19 protein-coding genes are annotated in these 17,955 nt (G+C 72.6%); 1 reads left to right on the top strand and 18 read right to left on the bottom strand.

Annotation, left to right across the window (positions count from 1 at the left end):
- The 13 genes from ACFXDJ_RS24880 to ACFXDJ_RS24820 form a co-directional block, all read right to left on the bottom strand.
- The coding region (locus tag ACFXDJ_RS24880) for a class F sortase (protein ID WP_384850297.1) at positions 1-657 on the bottom strand (657 nt) is incomplete at its 3' end.
- Between the two features lie 7 nt (positions 658-664).
- Positions 665-1,327, bottom strand: a complete 663-nt coding sequence (locus tag ACFXDJ_RS24875; RefSeq protein ID WP_384664039.1) for a hypothetical protein — start codon at positions 1,325-1,327, stop codon at positions 665-667.
- A 170-nt stretch (positions 1,328-1,497) separates the two neighbouring features.
- The gene (locus ACFXDJ_RS24870) at positions 1,498-2,277 is read right to left on the bottom strand and encodes an HAD-IIA family hydrolase (RefSeq protein WP_384664038.1); all 780 of its coding nucleotides are present in this window, start codon (positions 2,275-2,277) and stop codon (positions 1,498-1,500) included.
- A 146-nt stretch (positions 2,278-2,423) separates the two neighbouring features.
- Positions 2,424-3,020, bottom strand: a complete 597-nt coding sequence (locus ACFXDJ_RS24865; RefSeq protein WP_384653562.1) for a hypothetical protein — start codon at positions 3,018-3,020, stop codon at positions 2,424-2,426.
- 331 nt (positions 3,021-3,351) lie between these two features.
- Positions 3,352-4,446: a 2-aminoethylphosphonate ABC transporter substrate-binding protein gene (locus ACFXDJ_RS24860; RefSeq protein WP_384653560.1), complete on the bottom strand. Its 1,095-nt coding sequence runs from the start codon at positions 4,444-4,446 to the stop codon at positions 3,352-3,354.
- Positions 4,447-4,496: 50 nt separating this feature from the next.
- A complete protein-coding gene (locus tag ACFXDJ_RS24855; RefSeq protein ID WP_384653558.1) occupies positions 4,497-5,294 on the bottom strand; it encodes an ABC transporter permease in 798 nt (265 codons plus the stop codon).
- Positions 5,281-6,252: a 2-aminoethylphosphonate ABC transporter permease subunit gene (locus tag ACFXDJ_RS24850; RefSeq protein WP_384653556.1), complete on the bottom strand. Its 972-nt coding sequence runs from the start codon at positions 6,250-6,252 to the stop codon at positions 5,281-5,283. Before ACFXDJ_RS24850 ends, ACFXDJ_RS24855 begins: the two co-directional genes overlap by 14 nt.
- Entirely contained in the window at positions 6,245-7,294 is a 1,050-nt protein-coding gene (locus ACFXDJ_RS24845) for an ABC transporter ATP-binding protein (protein WP_384653554.1), read from the bottom strand. The genes ACFXDJ_RS24850 and ACFXDJ_RS24845 overlap by 8 nt, the downstream gene beginning before the upstream one ends.
- A complete protein-coding gene (locus ACFXDJ_RS24840) occupies positions 7,291-8,019 on the bottom strand; it encodes a phosphonatase-like hydrolase (RefSeq protein ID WP_384653552.1) in 729 nt (242 codons plus the stop codon). The genes ACFXDJ_RS24845 and ACFXDJ_RS24840 overlap by 4 nt, the downstream gene beginning before the upstream one ends.
- A gap of 5 nt (positions 8,020-8,024) precedes the next feature.
- Positions 8,025-9,164, bottom strand: coding sequence for a TIGR03364 family FAD-dependent oxidoreductase (locus tag ACFXDJ_RS24835; protein WP_384653550.1), 1,140 nt, complete (start codon positions 9,162-9,164; stop codon positions 8,025-8,027).
- A 148-nt stretch (positions 9,165-9,312) separates the two neighbouring features.
- Complete coding sequence (locus tag ACFXDJ_RS24830; RefSeq protein WP_384653548.1) at positions 9,313-10,086, bottom strand: GntR family transcriptional regulator; 774 nt, start codon at positions 10,084-10,086, stop codon at positions 9,313-9,315.
- A gap of 51 nt (positions 10,087-10,137) precedes the next feature.
- Positions 10,138-10,914, bottom strand: a complete 777-nt coding sequence (locus ACFXDJ_RS24825; protein WP_384653546.1) for a hypothetical protein — start codon at positions 10,912-10,914, stop codon at positions 10,138-10,140.
- A 515-nt stretch (positions 10,915-11,429) separates the two neighbouring features.
- Positions 11,430-12,485, bottom strand: a complete 1,056-nt coding sequence (locus tag ACFXDJ_RS24820; RefSeq protein WP_384653544.1) for an ROK family protein — start codon at positions 12,483-12,485, stop codon at positions 11,430-11,432.
- Between the two features lie 97 nt (positions 12,486-12,582).
- Here ACFXDJ_RS24820 and ACFXDJ_RS24815 point away from each other — a divergent pair, with 97 nt between their 5' ends.
- Positions 12,583-13,680 carry a Gfo/Idh/MocA family oxidoreductase gene (locus tag ACFXDJ_RS24815; protein WP_384653542.1) on the top strand — a complete coding sequence of 366 codons (1,098 nt, stop codon included), beginning with the start codon at positions 12,583-12,585 and terminating at the stop codon, positions 13,678-13,680.
- 234 nt (positions 13,681-13,914) lie between these two features.
- On the opposite strand, the gene ACFXDJ_RS24810 is transcribed toward ACFXDJ_RS24815, so the two are convergent.
- The 5 genes from ACFXDJ_RS24810 to ACFXDJ_RS24790 all read right to left on the bottom strand — a co-directional run bounded on the left by ACFXDJ_RS24810 (position 13,915) and on the right by ACFXDJ_RS24790 (position 17,955).
- Positions 13,915-14,772, bottom strand: a complete 858-nt coding sequence (locus ACFXDJ_RS24810; protein ID WP_384653540.1) for a fumarylacetoacetate hydrolase family protein — start codon at positions 14,770-14,772, stop codon at positions 13,915-13,917.
- 122 nt (positions 14,773-14,894) lie between these two features.
- On the bottom strand, positions 14,895-15,644 hold the full coding sequence (locus ACFXDJ_RS24805) for a YidC/Oxa1 family membrane protein insertase (protein WP_384653538.1): 750 nt from the start codon (positions 15,642-15,644) through the stop codon (positions 14,895-14,897).
- 124 nt (positions 15,645-15,768) lie between these two features.
- Positions 15,769-16,092 carry a DUF6412 domain-containing protein gene (locus ACFXDJ_RS24800; protein WP_384653567.1) on the bottom strand — a complete coding sequence of 108 codons (324 nt, stop codon included), beginning with the start codon at positions 16,090-16,092 and terminating at the stop codon, positions 15,769-15,771.
- Positions 16,093-16,189: 97 nt separating this feature from the next.
- Positions 16,190-17,719, bottom strand: a complete 1,530-nt coding sequence (locus ACFXDJ_RS24795) for a sodium:solute symporter (RefSeq protein WP_384653565.1) — start codon at positions 17,717-17,719, stop codon at positions 16,190-16,192.
- Between the two features lie 38 nt (positions 17,720-17,757).
- Positions 17,758-17,955, bottom strand: coding sequence for a DUF3311 domain-containing protein (locus tag ACFXDJ_RS24790; RefSeq protein WP_384653536.1), 198 nt, complete (start codon positions 17,953-17,955; stop codon positions 17,758-17,760).

The following is a 17,955-nucleotide window of genomic DNA, read 5'->3' as shown; positions in this document are numbered from 1 at the left end:
CGCCGCTCCCGAGCGGATTCCGGCGCCCGTCAGGTAGGCCGACACCACCACGTTCGCCGTGTACTGCCTGGCCGCCTTGTCGTACGCGCCGCCGCAGGTCACCAGCCTCAGCTCGGCCCTGCCCTTGACCCGCGGGCCGTAGGCCTTGGCCGGGTCGAAGCCCGCGCGCTCGTGGACCCGTACGTCCTCGACCGTGAACTCGGCGACCGAGCCGTCCGCCCGCACCACGCGGATCTTGTCGCCCGGCTTCGCCGAGCTCAGCCCGTAGAACACCGCCGGCTTCGACTGCGTGTCCACGTGTCCGACCATCAGCGCGGTCCCGGCCGTGCCGGGCTGGGCGCCGCCGCGCCACCAGCCGACCGTGCCCGGGTTCTCGTACGGGGGCGGCTCGATCGCCCCCTGCGCGTCCAGGTCCCGGGTGATCACCGGGGCCTGGATGCCTATGGACGGTACGTCGACCCGCGCGGGCGGCGCCGGCCCCAGCGGGACGTGCGCCGTGGGCAGCCCCGGGGCCGCCGGTCCCCCGGCCTGGCCGGGGAGCGGGCTCGGCACCCCGGTGATCTCCCGGCCCCACAGCCACAGGCCGAGGACCAGCACCGACCAGGCGGCGAAGGTCAGCAGCCGGGAGCCGCCGGAGCTCCTCGGCTCGCCGCTCACCCCGCGCTCACTCGCCGCTGCGACGGCGGCGCAGGCTCAGCGCCCGGCCGGCGACCGCCAGGGTGGCCACGGCCGCGAGCACCGCTCCGATCACGGTGTGCGGCAGGCCTGGGCCGTCGCCCGTGTGGCTCTTCTTCGCCGCGGCGGCCAGCTGGGCGGAGTCCGCCGCGGCCTTGGCCTGCTCCGCCGCCGCCGGGCCCGCGTCCTTCTTCGCCTTCGCGGCGATCTCCTCGGACATGCCGCCGCCGCCCGCGTGGACCGGCCAGACCGGCGTGTGGTGGGGGTCGGGGTGGTGCTCGCGGCGGTGCTCGATCTCGATGGAGCCCGACTCCCGTTCGTCGCGGCCTCCGCACTTGACCCGGATGGGGTGGCGCCCGGGTTCGGCCCAGGAGCGGATCATCGCGTCGCCCCACAGGGTGTGGCGGTCGTCGCGGCCGCTGGAGAGCCGGACCTCGGAGACGAAGACGGGTGACTGGGCGATGGCCCAGTCGTCGTCGCAGCCGCGGACGCGCAGCTTGACCTGCGCCCCCGGCTCCGCCGGATTGGGGTCGGCCGAGACGCTGCCGCGGTTCCAGTCCTCCGCGAAGGCGATGGGCGCGGTCGCGGCGGAGAGGGCCGTCAGGGCGACGGCCAACCCGGCGACACGGAGAGCGATCAGATCACTGCGCATGGTGAACCTCCTCAACAAGGAGATTCACGCGCGGCGCGCCGCTCCGCATCCGGAGCGGCGCTCTCTTGGCCCGTACGAGTCAGCCGTACGCCCTAACGGCTGGGCCGGTCGGACGAAGGCCGAACGGGGTCGCGAGGGCCCGGGCGGACCCGGGCGGACCCTGGCGGGGCTCAGACCAGGTCGACGAGGTCCGCGATCGAGTTCACCGTCTTGGTCGGGCGGTACGGGAACTTCTCGGTGTCCTCGATCGAGGTCAGACCGGTGAGCACGAGGAAGGTCTGCATGCCCGCTTCCAGCCCGGCCAGGATGTCGGTGTCCATCCGGTCGCCGATCATCGCGCTGCTGTGCGAGTGCGCGCCGATGGCGTTCAGGCCGGTCCGCATCATCAGCGGGTTGGGCTTGCCGGCGAAGTACGGCTGCTTGCCGGTCGCCTTGGTGATCAGCGCGGCGACCGCGCCCGTGGCGGGCAGCGGGCCCTCGGTGGAGGGGCCGGTCTCGTCCGGGTTGGTGCAGATGAAGCGGGCGCCCGCGTTGATCAGGCGGACCGCCTTGGTCATCGCCTCGAAGCTGTACGTACGGGTCTCGCCCAGGACCACGTAGTCCGGCTCGTGGTCGGTCAGCACGTAGCCGATGTCGTGCAGGGCGGTGGTCAGGCCGGCCTCGCCGATGACGTACGCGGTGCCGCCCGGGCGCTGGTCGTCGAGGAACTTCGCGGTGGCCAGCGCCGAGGTCCAGATGTTCTCGACGGGGACTTCGAGGCCCATCCGGCTGAGCCGGGCCTGGAGGTCGCGCGGGGTGTAGATGGAGTTGTTGGTCAGCACCAGGAAGGGCTTGCCGGACTCGCGCAGCCGGTTGATGAAGGCGTCGGCGCCGGGAATCGGAGTGCCCTCGTGGATGAGGACCCCGTCCATGTCGGTGAGCCAGGATTCGATCGGCTTGCGCTCTGCCACTGGACTGTTCTCCGCTCTCGGTGGCCTCTGACCACGGTGACCTCTGGTCTCTACCACCCTATCGGGGCCGGGCCGCGGACGCGTGAGGCGTCCACGGCCCGGACCACAGGGCGGAACAGTCCCTTCCGGGAGTCCCGTCAGTCCCGTCAGCCCAGACGGACGTTGTCGACGGTCCAGAACCAGTTGTTGCTGCCGCTGTAGCGGAAGCGGACCTGGACGTCGGTGGCGCCGGCCGGGACGTGGAGCGCGATCGACTCGGACTTGGCGACCGCGTCGGCGGTGTAGCTCTTGACGACCGACGGGGTGCCGCCGTTGTAGGAGACCAGGACCTGGGCGGTCTGGCCGGCCTCGTGGCGGTAGTGCGTCTGGAAGGTCAGGTTCTTCACCGAGCCGCCGGTGACCGGCCACTTGGGGGTGATCAGGGTGGAGTCGTAGGAACCGGTGTGGCTCTTGTCGTCCCACTCGTCGGTGGCGAAGGCCCATCCGGCCCACTCCGTGACACCGCCCGTACCCATCTTGGAGTTGTCGATCGACCAGCCGGCCGGCGGGGTGTGCGTGAACCCCTTGGTGGCGGCCGGGATGCCCGTCTCGTCCACGCGCGCCTGGAGGCCGGGGCGCAGGGTCTCGAAGGCGTCGTCGTTCGGGGCGTCGAGCGGAAGGCCGTCGATGGCGGAGCCGGGGTTGACCCCGACCTGGGCGAGCGCGGTCGCCGCGACGTCGACCAGCTTCACGTCGCCGCGCACCGAACCGGCGGGAATTCCCGCGCCCTTGGCGATGACGAAGGTGCCGCGCTCCTGGATGGTGGAGCCGCCGTGGCCGCCCGCGTCGGTGTGGCCGTGGTCGGTGGTGACCAGGATCTTCCAGTTCTCCTGCCCGTACGTGGGGCACGCCTGGACGGCGGTGAGGAGCTGGCCGTTCAGGTTGGGCGCGTCGGAGAGCTCAGGGGGACATGCCTCGGGTCCGGACCGAAGGTGCGGTCTTCGGTCCAGACCCGTTACGCAAGCGTCGCTATCCCGGTGGCGGGTGACCGGGAGTCGACGGTGAGACGACCGGCCGGCTGCCGGCCGGCTGCGGTCAGCTTCCGGTGGCCGACTTCCACCCGTCGACGTAGCCGGTGAGGTTCTTGTCGATGTCGGTCCAGTCCGGCTCGAAGATCTCGACACCGGTCAGGATCTTGGTGAGCTCGACGGCGTTGGCGTCGGTGGGCTTGACGTCCGTACGGGCCGGGAAGCCGCCGCCGACCGAGCTGACCAGCTTCTGGGCGTCCTCGCTCAGCATGTAGTCGAGGAGCTTCTTGCCGTTCTCGCTGTGCGGGGCCTTGTCGACCAGGCCCGCCGCGTACGGCAGGGCGAAGGTGGTGGGCTTGCCGCCGTCCTTGGCGGGGAACCAGATGCCCAGGTTCGGCATGGACTTGGCCTGCGCGAAGTTCATCTGGACGTCGCCGTTGGCGACGAGCAGCTCGCCCTTGTCGGTCTTGGGCGCGAGCTTGCTGGTGGAGGAGGACGGGCCGACGTTGTTGGCCTGGAGCTTCTTCAGGTATTCGTTCGCCTGGTCCTTGCCGCCGAAGTCGTGCATCGCCTTGATGAGCACGGCGGTGCCGTCGCCCGCGACGCCCGGGGTGGAGTACTGGAGCTTGCCCTTGTACTTGGCATCCAGCAGCTCTTCCCAGGTCTTGGGGGCCTCGGTGAGCTCCTTCTTGTTGTAGACGAAGCCGAAGTAGTTGTTGACGACCGAGGTCCACTTGCCGTCGGCGGCCTTGTCGGCGCCGTTGACCTTGTCGGAGCCCTGCGGCGCGTAGGCCTGGAGCAGGCCCTTGCCGTCGGCCTGCTGGATGAAGGGGGGCAGGGTGATCAGCAGGTCGGCCTGCGTGTTGGTCTTCTCGCGGACGGCGCGCTGGACCATCTCGCCCGAGCCGCCCTCCACGTACTTGACCTCGATGCCGGTCTTCTTCGTGAACTCGGCGAAGACCTTGTCGTACCAGCCGTCGCCCTTCTCGCTCTTGAGGCCGTCGGCGCTGTAGACGGTGACGGTCTTCTCGCCGCCGCCCTTTCCTCCGGAGGAGTCGGCGGAGTCGGCCGAGGAGGAGCCACCGCAGGCGGTGAGGCCGGCGGCGAGGGCGAGGCTGCCGGTGAGAGCCGCGGTGACACGAAGGTACTTGTTGCTGGGCATGGAACTTCCTTACGGGGAAAGGGAGTCAGCAGGGGTTCAGCGGGACAGGTTCAGCGGTACGTGGCCTTGGTGCGGACACGTGAGACGGCCAGGAGGACCAGCAGGGTGGTGGCCATCAGGACCACGGCGACGGCGGAGCCGCTGAAGAGCGAACCGCGGTCGGTGGCGGTGAAGATCCGGACCGGGAGGGGCATCCAGTCCGGCGGGTAGAGCATCATCGTGGCGCTCAGCTCGCCCATGGACAGGGCGAAGCAGAGTCCGGCGGCCGCGGTGAGCGACGGCAGCAGGAGGGGGAGCTTGACCCGCCACAGCACGTACGAGGGGCGGGCGCCCAGGGAGGCCGCCGCCTGTTCGTACGCGGGATCGAGACGCACGATGGCAGCCGAAACCGACTGGTAGGCAAACGCCGTGACAAGAATCGTGTGCGCCAGGATCACGATCGAGCTGGTGCCGTTGAGCAGCAGCGGGGGCTTGCTGAAGGCGACGAGCACGGCGAGGCCGACGACCACGGACGGTACGGCGACGGGCAGCATGAACAGCGCGTCCAGGGACCGCTTGCCGCGTCCGCGCAGGCCCGCGGCGGCGAGCGCCGCCCAGGTGCCGACGGTGAGCGCGAGCAGGCTCGCGGTCAGGGCGGTGATGAGCGAGGTGGTCAGGGCTTGGAGGGATTCGCCCTGGACGGCGGCGGCGTAGTTCCCGGTGGTCGGGCCGGAGGGGAAGGCCCCGGACCAGTGGGTCGAGAAGGAGGCGGCCACTACAACGAGCAGCGGCAGCGCGAAGAGGGGCAGGAAGAGGAGTCCGAAGAGGCTCCAGGCGGCCCAGCGGCCGCCTCTGCTATGCACCAGCACGCTTGCTCACCACCCGGTAGAGGCCGAACAGGCCTACGGAGATCGCGATGTTGACGACGGCCACCACACAGGCGGCCGAGTAGTCGGATTCGAGGATCGCCTTGCCGTAGATGAGCATCGGGAGCGTGGTGACGCCCTTGGCTCCGGTGAAGAGGACGATCCCGAACTCGTTGAGGCACATGACCAGGACGAGGCTGCCGCCGGCGGCGAGCGCCGGGAGGGACTCGGGGAGGATCACCCGCCGGACGATGCGGGCGGGCTTCGCGCCGAGCGAGGAGGCCACTTCCAGCTGGGCGGTGTCCAGCTGGGAGAAGGAGGCCAGCAGCGGCCGCATCACGAAGGGGGTGAAGTAGGTGATCTCCGCGAGGAGGACCCCCCACGGGGTGGTCAGGAAGTGGAAGGGCCCGTCCTGGACTCCGAAGGCGTCGGTCCACAGCCCGTTGGCCATGCCGACCGTGCCGTAGACGAAGAGGAGGGCGAGGGTGATGAGGAAGGAGGGGAAGGAGAGGAAGACGTCGATGAACTTGGCCACGGCGCGCGCCCCCGGGAAGGGGACGAAGGCGATGACCAGCGCGAGCACGAAGCCGAGGACCAGGCAGCCGATGGTGGCGCCGACGGCCAGCCATACCGTGGTGCCGAGGGCTTCGCGGAAGGAGTGCGAGGCGAAGACGGAGGCGTAGGCGTCGAAGGCCCCGCCGCCGTTCTCAGGGGTGAGCGACTGCTGGACGACCAGCGCGAGGGGGTAGAGGAAGACCGCGGCGAGCACGGCCACGGGAGGCACCGCCCACAGCCAGCCGGGGACGGTACGGGGCGACCGTGCGGCCTTCGCCGCGAAGCCGTCTGGGGCTTCGGCCGGGGAATCGGATCCCGCTGGGGCAGGGCTTCGTACCGGCTGGTGGGGGATGGCAGCGTCGGGCTCGGCCGCCGCCGGCGCGCGCCGGTCGGTGGCCTCAGTCATCGGAAACTCCTGCGGCCAGCAGAACGGCGTCGCGTGGTTCGAAGTGCAGGGTGACGTGGTCGCCCAGGGCCGGGGTCTCGCGGAGTTCGGGCAGGTCCGCCTTGACGCGGTGGCCCTCGATGTCGACGTAGAGGCGGTGCGTGGAGCCGCGCCACTGGACCTCGGTGATCGTGCCGGACAGGGCGTTGGGTCCGGCGCCGAGGCCGAGCAGGTGCGGGCGTACGCACAGGGTCGCGCTCGCGCCCACGGCCGCGCGGCCCGGGTCGAGGGCGAGCGGGTGCCCGGCGAAGAGGGCGCCCCCGTCGGCCACGGTCACCGGCAGCAGGTTGGCGTTGCCGACGAAGGAGGCGGTGAACTCGGTGCGCGGGGCCCGGTACAGCTCCTGCGGGGTGCCGCAGTCCTGGAGGCGGGCCTGGTCCATGACGGCGATCCGGTCGGCCAGGGTCAGCGCTTCGACCTGGTCGTGGGTGACGTAGAGGATGGAGACGTCCGGCAGTTCCCGGTGGAGCCGGGCCAGTTCGGCGAGCATCCCGGAACGCAGCTGTGCGTCGAGCGCGGACAACGGCTCGTCGAGCAGCAGCACCCCGGGGCGGATGGCGAGCGCGCGGGCGATGGCCACGCGCTGCTGCTGTCCGCCGGAGAGCTCGCGCGGGTAGCGCTCGGCGTAGGCCGCCATCCCGGTCATCTCCAGGGCCTCGGCGACCCGCCCGGGGATCTCGGCCTTGGGCGCCTTCTGCGCCCGCAGGCCGAAGGCGACGTTGTCGGCGACCCGCATGTGCGGGAACAGCGCGTACTGCTGGACGACCATGCCGATGCCGCGCTTGTGGGGCGGCAGCGCGGTGACGTCCCGGCCGCCGATCAGCACCCGGCCCGAGGCGGGCCGCACGAAACCGGCGACCGCGCGCAGCGCCGTGGTCTTGCCCGAGCCGGAGGGGCCGAGCAGCGCCATGACCTCGCCGGGCTCGACGGTCAGGTCGAGCCGGTCCAGGACGATGTTGCCGCCGTAGGCCACCGAGACCCCGTCGAAGCGGATGCCGCTCACGCGCCGGACTCCTCGGCGGCGTGCTCCAGGACTGCGGGGAGTTCGGCGATGGAGCCGAGGACGTGGGTCGCGCCGTGCCCGGTGAGGGCCGCGCGGTCGTGGGCGCCGGTCAGGACACCGGCCACGATCCCTGCTCCGGAGCGGACCCCGCTGAGCATGTCGTACGCGGTGTCGCCCGCGACCACGACCTCGCGTACGCCGTCCACGGCGCCGGTGCGCAGGAAGGCGGCCAGCACCATGTCCGGGTAGGGCCGGCCGCGGCCGCCCGCGTCGGCGGGGCACAGGGTGAGGTCGGCGAGGCCCTGCCAGCCGAGGGCGTCGAGGATGGCGTCCTGGGTGACGCGGGCGAACCCGGTGGTCAGGACGACGGTGCGGCCGTCGCCGCGGAGCTTCTCGATGGCCTCGCGGGCGCCGGGGATCGGGGCGATGAGGCCGCCGTCCACGAGTTCCCCGTAGGCCTCCTCGAAGGCGGAGTTGGCGCGCCGGGCGAGCTCTTCGCTGCCGAAGAGGTGGCGGAAGACGGAGATCTTCGACTCGCCCATGGTGTCGCGGACGTACTGGAGCTTCGCGGCGTGGTCGGCGCTGCCGGGCTCGACGCCGAGGCGTTCGGCGGCGCGCTCGAAGGCGCGCTCGACGAGGCCGCCGTCGGCGACGGTGGTGCCAGCCATGTCGAGGACGATCAGGCGATGGGTCCGGGCGGGCGTGTGGGGGGTGTTGTCGGTCATGGTGCTTACCAGCCCAGTTCGTTCGCGGTGGTCTCGGCTATGGCGGGCGAGCAGGTCATGCCCCGGCCGCCGGGTCCGGTCACCAGCCAGACGCCGTCCCGCACCTGCTGGCGGTGGACGACGCGGGTGGTGTCGGTGCACTGCGCGTACACGCCCGCCCAGCGGTGCCGGATCTTCGGCAGCGGGCGGCCCAGGAAGGACTCGACCACCTCGGTGAGGTGCTCGTAGGGGTCTTCGAGGGTGTCGAACGCGAAGGGGTGCTCGTACTCGTGGGTGTCGCCGATGGTCAGTCCGCCGTCCCGGCGCTGGACCATCAGCAGCTGCATCTTGTGCGCGGCGGCGATCGGCGCCTGGGCCTGCTCGGCGTTGAGCGCGTCGAGGGCTTCGCTCTTGTACGCGGGGTAGTAGCGGAAGCTGTCGGCGTCGGCGACCGAGGTGGTCAGGGGCTCGCCGAGGGGGGCGGTCTGCATCATCTGCAGCCGGACGCGGCGCACGGGCAGTTCGGGGGCCAGCTCTCGGACCAGGCCGGACAGCCAGGCGCCGGTGGCCAGGACGACGGCGTCGCCCCGGTGGACGTCGCCGTGGTCGTCGCGGACGGCGGGGCCGCCGGGGCCGGTCGCGTGGTCGAGGACCTCGCGGACCTCCCGTCCGGGGAGGAAGGTGTAGCGGCCGGAGGCCTTGAGGGCTTCCCGCAGGTGGAGCTGGGCGGTGCGCGGTTCGACGGCCGCGTCCCGCTCGCACCACAGGGCGGCCTCGAACGCACCGCGCAGGGCGGGGTTGATCGACCGGGCCTCCGCGGCGGTGACCAGTTTGTAGCCGCGGGCGGCGGCGTCGGGGCGGGCGACGGCCGCCTCGGCGACGGCGTGCTCGCGGGCGTTGCGTACGGGGGTCAGGGACCCGATGGCGCGGAAGCCCAGGCCGGGCACCCGCTCACCGATCCCCTCCCAGAGCTCGCGGGCCCGCAGGGCGGTGTCGAGCTCCTCGCCCCCGGCCCGTCCGCTGACCCATATCTGGCCGAAATTGCGCAGTGACGCGCCGCGGGCCTCGGCCTCTCGCTCGATCTGGACGACCTCGTGGCCGCGTTCGACTGCTTGCCAGGCGTGCATGGTGCCTACCACGCCGCCTCCGACGACTATGACTCTCACGTCGTCCACGGTGTCGGCGGAGCGTGGCCCGGGGGGATCCGGCGGACGACGTCCGGGTGAACAGCCTTCGACGCTTGGACTAGACCCGTTACCGTTTCGTGATGCTTGTTTGCCCTTTTTGTGGTGGTTTGTGGATTTTGGCTCGGGGCTATTCGGGCCGGAGGTGGGTCGTGAAGCTGAACCGGTCGCCACGGTAGAGCGAACGCACCCGCTCCAGCGGCCGGCCGTCCTGGTCCCGCGAGAAACGGTGGATGAGCAGCATCGGGAGCGCGGGCGGGGTGCCGATCAGCAGGGCCTCGCGGGGGGTGGCGAGGACCGTTTCCAGCTTCTCGTCCGCATCGCCGAAGGAGATGCCGAGGCTGTCGCGGAGGTATCCGTAGAAGGAGGAGTCCGGCTGGAAATCGACGTCGAGGCGGGGCGCGCGGGCGACCCGGAGGTACGTGCTCTCCAGCCCGACCCGCTCGTCGTCGGCGAGCAGCACCCGTTCCAGGTGCCAGACCGGCTCACCGGGTTCGGCGCCGATGCCGGCGGCGACGTCGGGCGGGCAGGGGAACCGCTCCAGCCCGATCAGGTTCCGGCCGGGCCGGCGGCCCTGGCGGCGCACGCCCTCGGTGTAACTCGCGAGCGACAGCGGCTGTTCGAGCTTGGCTCCGGCGACGACGGTGCCCCGGCCGGAACGGCGCAGCCGGCCTTCCAGCAGCAGCTCGCGCAGGGCCTGGCGGACGGTCTCGCGGGAGACCTCGTACTGCTCGGCGAGATCCCGCTCGGTGGGCAGCAGCCCACCCTCGCCGAGCTCGTCGAGCAGCCCGGCGATGCGGGCCTTGACGGCGTAGTACTTGGGGATGCGCCCGTGCTCCGGAATCCCGGACCGGACGGGCAGGCCGGGCTGGTGGTGGTGCGCGTACTGGATCGGTTCTTCCACCCTCGGACTCTACGTGGACTGCGGGCGGGGGCGGGGCCCTGCCGGCCGGGGTCAGGAGCGGGCGGAGCCGGACTGCCGCCCGCGGAGGCGGCGGGCGCCGAGGAGGAGTCCGCCGCCCGCGGCGAGGGCGGTCGCGGCGCCGATCCCGTACACCCAGGCCTCGCGGTCGCGGCCGGTCTGGGCCAGCGCTCCGGCTTCACCGGTCTCGGCGTCCTGCCCGTCCGGTCCCTGGATGTCGAAGCGGTACCCGCCGGCCTCGCCGACCCAATCGCCGTCGTCGCCCTTGCGCTGGACCAGGGCCGCGTCGGCGACGGCCTCGCCGTGCGGGGCGTTGGGGGCGAAGGCGAGGCGGACGGTGACGGTCACGGATCCGCCGGGGCCGACGGTGAATCCGGAGAAGGCGTTGCCGCCGTCGAAGACGGCGATGACCTCGTCCCGGTCGGTGTGCTCCAGGCTGACGGGGAAGGTGCCGGCGGTCGTGCCGGGGGCGTCGAACTCCATCCGGAAATGGGCCGGTCGCAGGGCGCGGGCCTTGTCGGTGAACACGACGACGGGGTGGATGGCCGTGCACTCGCCGCCGGTGGTGTTGGTGAGGTCGAGGTACCAGGTCTGCGCGTCGCCGCCGGTGCGGTACACGGCCGGGCCGCCGCGGATGCGCGCGCCGATGGGGAACTGCGTGCTCTTCCCGTCGCCGCAGCTGGCCTCGACGCGCGAGGGCAGCGCGGGGGCGGGCCGGGCCCCACCGCCGGTGCCGACGTCCGAGGCCGCGGTGGGGGCGGTGACGGCGACGAGGACGGCGGACAGGGCAAGGGCTTTGCGCAGTCGCATGGAAGACCCTCGCTACTCACCGACGGACGGATGGACGGACGGACGGGTGGACGAACAGGACGCTAATCGGACGAGGCGACAATCACCCCGGCCCTGCCCGCACCCTCCCACGCCCCTACAACCCCCTGTCCGCCGCCGCGCGCGCCCCCTCCCGCTTTCCCCCCATTCGGCGGACACCCGACACCCGGAACGGAGCCAAAGCGACACGGGCGGCGCGTGCGGGGCGGGGGCTGGGGCGGAGCCGGGCCGGGGGGCGGGCGTAGCCCAGCCCGACGGATCCGGGCGCGGCCCGGACTGGCGGGGCTGGGGCTTCGGGCGCAGCCCGGGCCAGTGTCTGGGCGCAGCCCAGCCCTACGGGTCCGGGCGCAGCCCAGGACGGCGGGACGGGGCGCAGCCCGGGCTGGCGGGTCCGGGCAGAGCCCGGGGAACGGTGGAAGGGTGGGTAGGGGACACGCCCCGCAGGGCCGACCAGCCGCAGCCGGCCGGCACCGGCACCGGCACCGGCACCGGCCGACTCAGCCCCCGCGCCCGAACAGCGGCGCCAGCACCAGCTCCGCAGCCCCCTCCGCCACGCCGACCTGCGCGAGGTCCACCCTCACGCCCCCGGCCCCGGCAACGGACCGCGCAGCCACCACCCCCCGGACCCCGTCGAGGAACACGCCCGGCGCAGCCGCGACCACCCGTCCCCCCAGCAGCACCCGGTCCACATCGAGCAGCGCCACCAGGTTCGCCGCCGCCTCACCCACGATCCGCGCCGCCTCCTCCAGCCGGCCGCCCGCCACCGCGTCCAGGCACAGCACCTCCGCGCACCCGTACCCCCCGCACCGGCACGGCGGGCCGTCCAGCCGCAGCACCTGGTGCCCGAACTCCCCCGCCGCCGAACGCCGTCCCCGGTACACCTCGCCGCCTCCGAGCAGCCGGAGCCCGGCCCCGAGTCCGGTGCCGACGTGCACGTAGGCCACCGCTTCTCCGAAAGCCGCCCCCGCCACCCCCGCGTTCGTGTCCTTGTCCACCCGCACCGGGACCCCGAGCCGCCCCTCCAGCGCCTCCCGCAACGGGAACCCCTCCCATTCCGGGAACCCCGTCACCCGCCCCAGCACCCCGGTCCGCCAGTCCAGCGGCCCCGGCGCGGCCACGCCGACGCCGAGGACCGGCCGGTCGACCCCGACGCCCTCACCGCGTACCCGCGCGACCGCCCGTACGGCCTCCTCCACCACCGCCTCCGGACCGGCCCCGAAGTCCAGCGGGCTCCGGCCGTCGGCGACGACGCGGCCCGCGAGGTCCACCCGTACCGCCGTGAGCTCGTCGCGGTCCAGATGCACCCCGACCGCGTACCGCGCCTCCCGGACCAGCCTCAGCAGCGTGCGCGGCTTGCCGCCCGTGGACGCCTCGCGCCCCGCGTCGGCCACCAGGCCCGATTCCCGGAGCCGCGCCGTGATCTTGCCGACGGCCTGCGGGGTGAGTCCCGTACGGTCGGCGAGGTCGCCGCGGCCGAGCCCGGCGGGGCCGGCTCCGCGCAGGAGGTCCAGTACCAGCGCGTCGTTGTGCCCGCGCAGCACTGGCAGATTCACGCCGCTCCCATTGCTCCTGTTACCCCTGTTACCCCTGTCCACCTGCCCATTGTCCACCCTCCTTGCACTTACGAAACACTGTTGCCAAAGTATTGGCATGAACGACACCACCCCAGCCACCCCCGCCACCCCTCTCCGCGTCGGACTCGTCGGCTACGGACTGGCCGGTTCCGTCTTCCACGCCCCGCTCGTCTCCGCGACCGACGGCCTCGTCCTCGACACCGTCGTCACCTCCGACCCGGGCCGCGCGGCCCAGGCGCGCGAGGCCTACCCGGACGTCCGCATCGCCGCCACCGCCACCGAGCTGCTCGGACAGAGCCCCGCCCCCGGCCTCGTCGTCATCGCCTCCCCGAACAAGACGCACGTCCCGCTCGCCACCGCCGCCCTCACCGCCGGCATCCCGGTGGTCGTGGACAAGCCGCTCGCCGCCACCGCCGCCGAGGCCCGCGAGCTGGCCGCGCTCGCCGACCGGACCGGGACCTTCCTGTCGGTCTTCCAGAACCGCCGCTGGGACAACGACTTCCTCACCCTGCGCCGCCTCCTCGCCGACGGCGAACTCGGCGAGATCCAGCGCTTCGAGTCCCGTTTCGAGCGCTGGCGCCCGCAGCTCAAGGGCGGCTGGCGGGAGTCCGGCGCCCCGGAGGAGATCGGCGGGCTGCTGTACGACCTCGGCAGCCATGTCGTGGACCAGGCACTGGTGCTGTTCGGCCCGGCGGTACGGGTCTACGCGGAGGCCGACGTCCGCCGCCCCGGCGCCGAGGCGGACGACGACACCTTCATCGCGCTCACCCACGCGAGCGGGGTCCGCTCCCACCTGTACGTCAGCGCCACCACCGCCCAGCTGGGGCCGCGGTTCCGCGTGCTCGGTTCCCGCGCGGGCTACGTCAAGTACGGCCTGGACCCCCAGGAGGGCGCCCTGCGCGAAGGTCTGCGCCCCGGCGACCCCGACCGGCCGTGGGGCGAGGAGCCCGAGCACCTGTGGGGCCGGCTGGGATCCGGAGAGTCGCCCCTGACCGGCGGCGGGATCCCGGTCACCACCACACCGGGCGACTACCCGGCGTACTACGCGGCGGTAGCCGCGGCGCTGCGCGACGGCGGCCCTGCCCCGGTCACGGCCCTGGAGGCCGCGCACTGCCTGGACGTACTGGAGGCGGCGCGCAGGTCTTCGCGGGACGGGGTGACCGTCGACCTGTGATTCGCGCATGTGAAGGACATGGCCGCCGAGGAAGAGGCCGACAGCCGGACGACGGCAGGGGCGACGGCGAAAACGAGGGCGCGGGCGAGGACGGCGGCGCGGCCACCAAGCCGATCGCGGGCGCGGGGCTGGTGCCGGCCAGCCGGCGTCGCCGGATGGCGTCCGGGGTCTGACGGGAAAGGGGCGGCGCCGTCGACGACGGCACCGCCCCTCCTGTGGAGCTACCCGCTGGAGCTACGCGCTCTTGAACTCCTGGCGCTGACGGCCGAGACCCTCGATCTCCACCTCGACCACGTCACCGGCCCGCAGGAACGGCTTCGGCTCCGGCTGGCCCGCGGCCACACCGGCCGGGGTGCCGGTGACGAGGACGTCGCCCGGGTACAGGGTCATGAACTGGCTGACGTAGCGGACGACCTCGCCGACCGGGAAGATCTGGTCCGAGGTGTGGCCGTCCTGCTTGAGCTCGCCGTTGACCCACAGCTTCACGTCCAGGACCTGCGGGTCCGGGATCTCGTCGGCGGTGACCAGCCAGGGGCCGAGCGGCGTGAAGGTCTCGCAGTTCTTGCCCTTGTCCCAGGTACCGCCGCGCTCGATCTGGAACGCGCGCTCCGTCACATCGTTGACCAGCACGTACCCGCCGACGTGCGCGAGGCCCTCCTCGGCGGAGGCCAGGTAGCGGGCGGTGCTGCCGATGACGACGCCGAGCTCGGCCTCCCAGTCGGTCTTGACGCTCTCGCGCGGGATCAGCACGGTGTCGTCGGGGCCGACCACGGTGTCGGGGGCCTTGAGGAACAGGATCGGCTCGGCCGGCGCCTCGGCGCCGACCTCGGCCGCGTGCCCGTGGTAGTTCAGGCCGATGCCCACGACCTTGCCTATGCGGCCGACCGCGGACCCGATGCGCAGGCCTTCGGCGTCGAGCAAGGGGAGGTCCCCGGCCGCGGCCGCTTCCCGTACTCGCGACAGCGCGGAGTCGTCGGCGAGCAGGGCGCCGTCCACATCCGTGATCAGGCCGGACAGGTCCCGCAGGGTCCCGTCCTGGTCGAGCAGCGCGGGGCGCTCCGACCCGACGGGTCCTACACGCAGCAGCTTCATGGGCATTCTCCCGTGGTCGTGGGTGGTCGACCCATGGGCATGCCCCGGGCCGGACGATGGGTTGCGGCCATCGGAGGATTGGTCGATCCTCCAAGAAGTCCGCCCAATCCGCAAGACCCTGTTCACAGACTGGAACGGACCCCTCCGGCGAGCTCCCGTCCGGCACGCCCGGCACGCTCCTTGCGGTACTGGAGCCAGGCCCGCTCGGCCACCGACCAGGCGGTCGTGGTGACCAGGTACAGCCCGGCGGCCAGCGGCACCACGGCAGCCGTGATCAGCGTCCCGAACGACAGCAGGGGCAGTACGCCGCCCAGCTTGCGCATGACCTCCTGCTGCTCGGCACTCACCCCGGCGACCGCCCCGCCGGCCCCGGCGACCGCACCCTTGCCCTTGCCCTTGCCCTTGCCCGCGCCCTCGGCGGCGGCCACCGCTGTCGCTGCCGCGGCCGCCGTCAGCGCCGCGGCCCTGCGTCCGCGCACCGCGCTCCACGCGGCCACCACCGCGATGGCCGCGAACAGCCCGAGGAACACCAGCCCCCGCGCCCCGAACACGCCGCCGTCCCCGAGCGCGTCGCCCCACCGGTCCCCCAGGGGCGCGGCGAGCAGCCGGTGACCGAGCAGCTCGTTGGCGGCCCCGCCGATCTGCGCCGAGGAGAAGGCCCGGTACATCACGAAGAACACCGGCAGCTGGAGCAGCACCGGCAGGCAGCCGGCCACCGGGGTCGCCCCGCGGAAGGCGGCCCGGCTGAGCGGGTGCAGCGCGAGCCGCACGAGCACGGTGAACAGCACGATCGCGGCAGCGGTCGCGGAATCGGCCAGCACCGGCTCCAGGAGCCGGCCCAGCAGGGCTACAAGATGGGTGAATACGGACACGTGGGCCCTCCGAGGGGTCTCGTCGAACGTCGAAAGAGGTGCATTTCGGCGTGACGACCCGCGAGGGGCGACAACGGTGAAGTGATCAGTGACCAGCGATCAGTGATCGGAAGGAGCTGCGCCCCTACGCGGCCGTCGGGACGAGACGGCCGGGTGCCCTGGGCCGCGACCGGCCCGAGGCGTCGGGATCGCGCTGCGGCAGGAACGCCGTGCGCTGCTCGCGATCACGGATCGCGGTGCGTATTCGGTTCGGCGGCACGGCCCGGACCAGCCGGGCGGCCAGAGCCGAGGCGCCCACGGCCAGGGTGGCGGTGAGGACGACCACCACCGCTCCGAGCCCGCCCTCAGCGGCGAACAGCCCGAGGAACCCACCGAGCAGCACGAGCGGCAGCAACACGGACAACAGCCGGGCGGGCAGCGAAGGAGCCTGGGGCAGCGGGAACGGCATGCTGCGGCGACGGCGAAGACTGCTGCGCCCTGCCATGCGCCCCCCTCCCACTCCCGCGCACGAACTCCCGTACGACGTCCGGTACTCGAAAACGATACTAACCTCGGCCGCCCACAACCCGCAGGGGCTGTGGATCACGGGCGAGCACCTCCTCGTCCGGCCGCCCGTCCTCCGTCTCCCCCGCAACCCCCGCGCCTCCCGCGCCTCCCGGCCCGAGCCAGGCCACCATCAGCGCCACCGCCAGGTTCACGCCGAGCGCGACCATGCCCGCGTTCACGCCCCACACCGGGTCGTTGCCCGTGAAGACCAGCCCACAGACCACCCCGACCCCCGCGACCAGCCCACCCACCGCCGCGGTCAGCGTGAACCTGCGCCACACCAGCCCCAGCAGCAGCATCGGTACCAGTTGCGCCATGCCCTCGTAGGAGATGAGCGAGAGCCTCACCAGCGTGTTCGGCGCGGTGTACGTCATGACCAGCGCGATCGTCCCGGCCGCCACCACCACCAGCTGCGAGGCGAGCTTCTGCCGCTCGCCCGAGCTCCAGCGCGGCACGAGCGAGAGCACGCTCCGCCCCCACATCGTGCCGATGACCAGCATGAACACCGCCATCGGCACGATCGAAGACAGCGCTGCCGCCACCCCGATCACACCCACCGCCCACGCCGGCAGCGAGTCCACGACCAGCTTGAACAGCGCGAGGTTCGAATCGGCGCCCGCCAGCCCCGGTACGACGAACAGCGCGGCCATGCCCAGCAGCATCGGCACGAAGAGCAGCACGTTGTAGGCGGGCAGCAGGATCGCGTTGCGGCGCAGCGCGTCGGCGTTCCGCGCACCCAGGTAACCGGCCACGGTGGTCGGGAAGATGACCACGGTCAGCGCGTTCAGCACCGAGGTGGACGCGAACCACGCCACCCCCAGCTTCCCGCGCCCGACCTCGCCGCCCCCGCCGCTCCCGCCGCTCCCGGCTCCGGGAAGCGTCAGCCACTGCGGCCGCTGCGCCGCCAGCCGGTCGAAGAGTTCCCCGTAGCCGCCGAAATAGTGGAGGGGCACGTACACCGCGAGGAAGGCGAGCGTGCCGATGACCAGCACGTCCTTGAGCACCGACACCCACGCGCTGCCGCGCAGTCCGCTGACGACGACGAAGCCGGTGGTGACGGCGAAGGCGATGAAGTAGGCCCACTCCAGGGACACCGTCCCGTACGTCACCGTCGAGACCACCACGCCCATTCCGGTGATCTGGAGCTGGATGTAGGGGAGCAGGAAGACGGTGGCGAGGATCGCGACGGCCGCGCCCAGCCAGGGGCGCCCGTAACGGTGGGCCACCATGTCGGTGATGCCGACGAGGCCGTGGCGGCGCGCGTAGTCCCACAGCACGGGCCCGACGACGTACCCGATCGCGTACCCGCAGGACATGTACGCGACCACGTACATCACGGGGGCGCCGTAGTTGTAGCCCCAGCCGGCCGCGCCGAGGTAACTGAAGCTCGTATACCCCTCCCCCGCCATCAGAACCCAGATGAAGACGGTCCCCAGCGAGCGTCCGCCCACCGACCACTCGGCGAGCCCGCCGCCGCCCCCGCCCCGCCCGCGCACCGCGAGCAGTCCCAGCGCGACGGTCGCCACCATGAACACGGCGAAGACGGAGGTCGCGACGGCCGCCGCGCTCACCGGTGATCACCGCGCCAGGTCAGCCAGACGGCGAGCGGGGTCACCAGGGTCGACCCGATGAACCAGAGGAGCAGGAACGGTACGCCGCCGGGCGCCGGCTCCACCCGGTTCACGAAGGGCAGCGCCCCGACGAACATCACGAACGGCACGGCGAGCCACAGCAACTGAGGACGTTTCACCCATTTCACACGCAC

This window comes from Streptomyces sp. NPDC059443, assembly GCF_042750105.1.
Taxonomy (GTDB): Bacteria; Actinomycetota; Actinomycetes; order Streptomycetales; family Streptomycetaceae; genus Streptomyces.
The sequence above is the reverse complement of the archived record's forward strand: the minus strand, read 5'-3'. Positions and strand labels throughout refer to the sequence as shown.

What these genes read in the sequence shown, in the direction of transcription:
- ACFXDJ_RS24860 (WP_384653560.1), bottom strand. Translation starts at nt 4,446, where the DNA reads ATGCCCAGCAACAAGTACCTTCGTGTCACCGCGGCTCTCACCGGCAGC.
- ACFXDJ_RS24825 (WP_384653546.1), bottom strand. Translation starts at nt 10,914, where the DNA reads ATGCGACTGCGCAAAGCCCTTGCCCTGTCCGCCGTCCTCGTCGCCGTC.
- ACFXDJ_RS24850 (WP_384653556.1), bottom strand. Translation starts at nt 6,252, where the DNA reads ATGACTGAGGCCACCGACCGGCGCGCGCCGGCGGCGGCCGAGCCCGAC.
- ACFXDJ_RS24795 (WP_384653565.1), bottom strand. Translation starts at nt 17,719, where the DNA reads ATGGTGGCGACCGTCGCGCTGGGACTGCTCGCGGTGCGCGGGCGGGGC.
- ACFXDJ_RS24810 (WP_384653540.1), bottom strand. Translation starts at nt 14,772, where the DNA reads ATGAAGCTGCTGCGTGTAGGACCCGTCGGGTCGGAGCGCCCCGCGCTG.
- ACFXDJ_RS24800 (WP_384653567.1), bottom strand. Translation starts at nt 16,092, where the DNA reads ATGCCGTTCCCGCTGCCCCAGGCTCCTTCGCTGCCCGCCCGGCTGTTG.
- ACFXDJ_RS24840 (WP_384653552.1), bottom strand. Translation starts at nt 8,019, where the DNA reads ATGACCGACAACACCCCCCACACGCCCGCCCGGACCCATCGCCTGATC.
- ACFXDJ_RS24815 (WP_384653542.1), top strand. Translation starts at nt 12,583, where the DNA reads ATGAACGACACCACCCCAGCCACCCCCGCCACCCCTCTCCGCGTCGGA.
- ACFXDJ_RS24875 (WP_384664039.1), bottom strand. Translation starts at nt 1,327, where the DNA reads ATGCGCAGTGATCTGATCGCTCTCCGTGTCGCCGGGTTGGCCGTCGCC.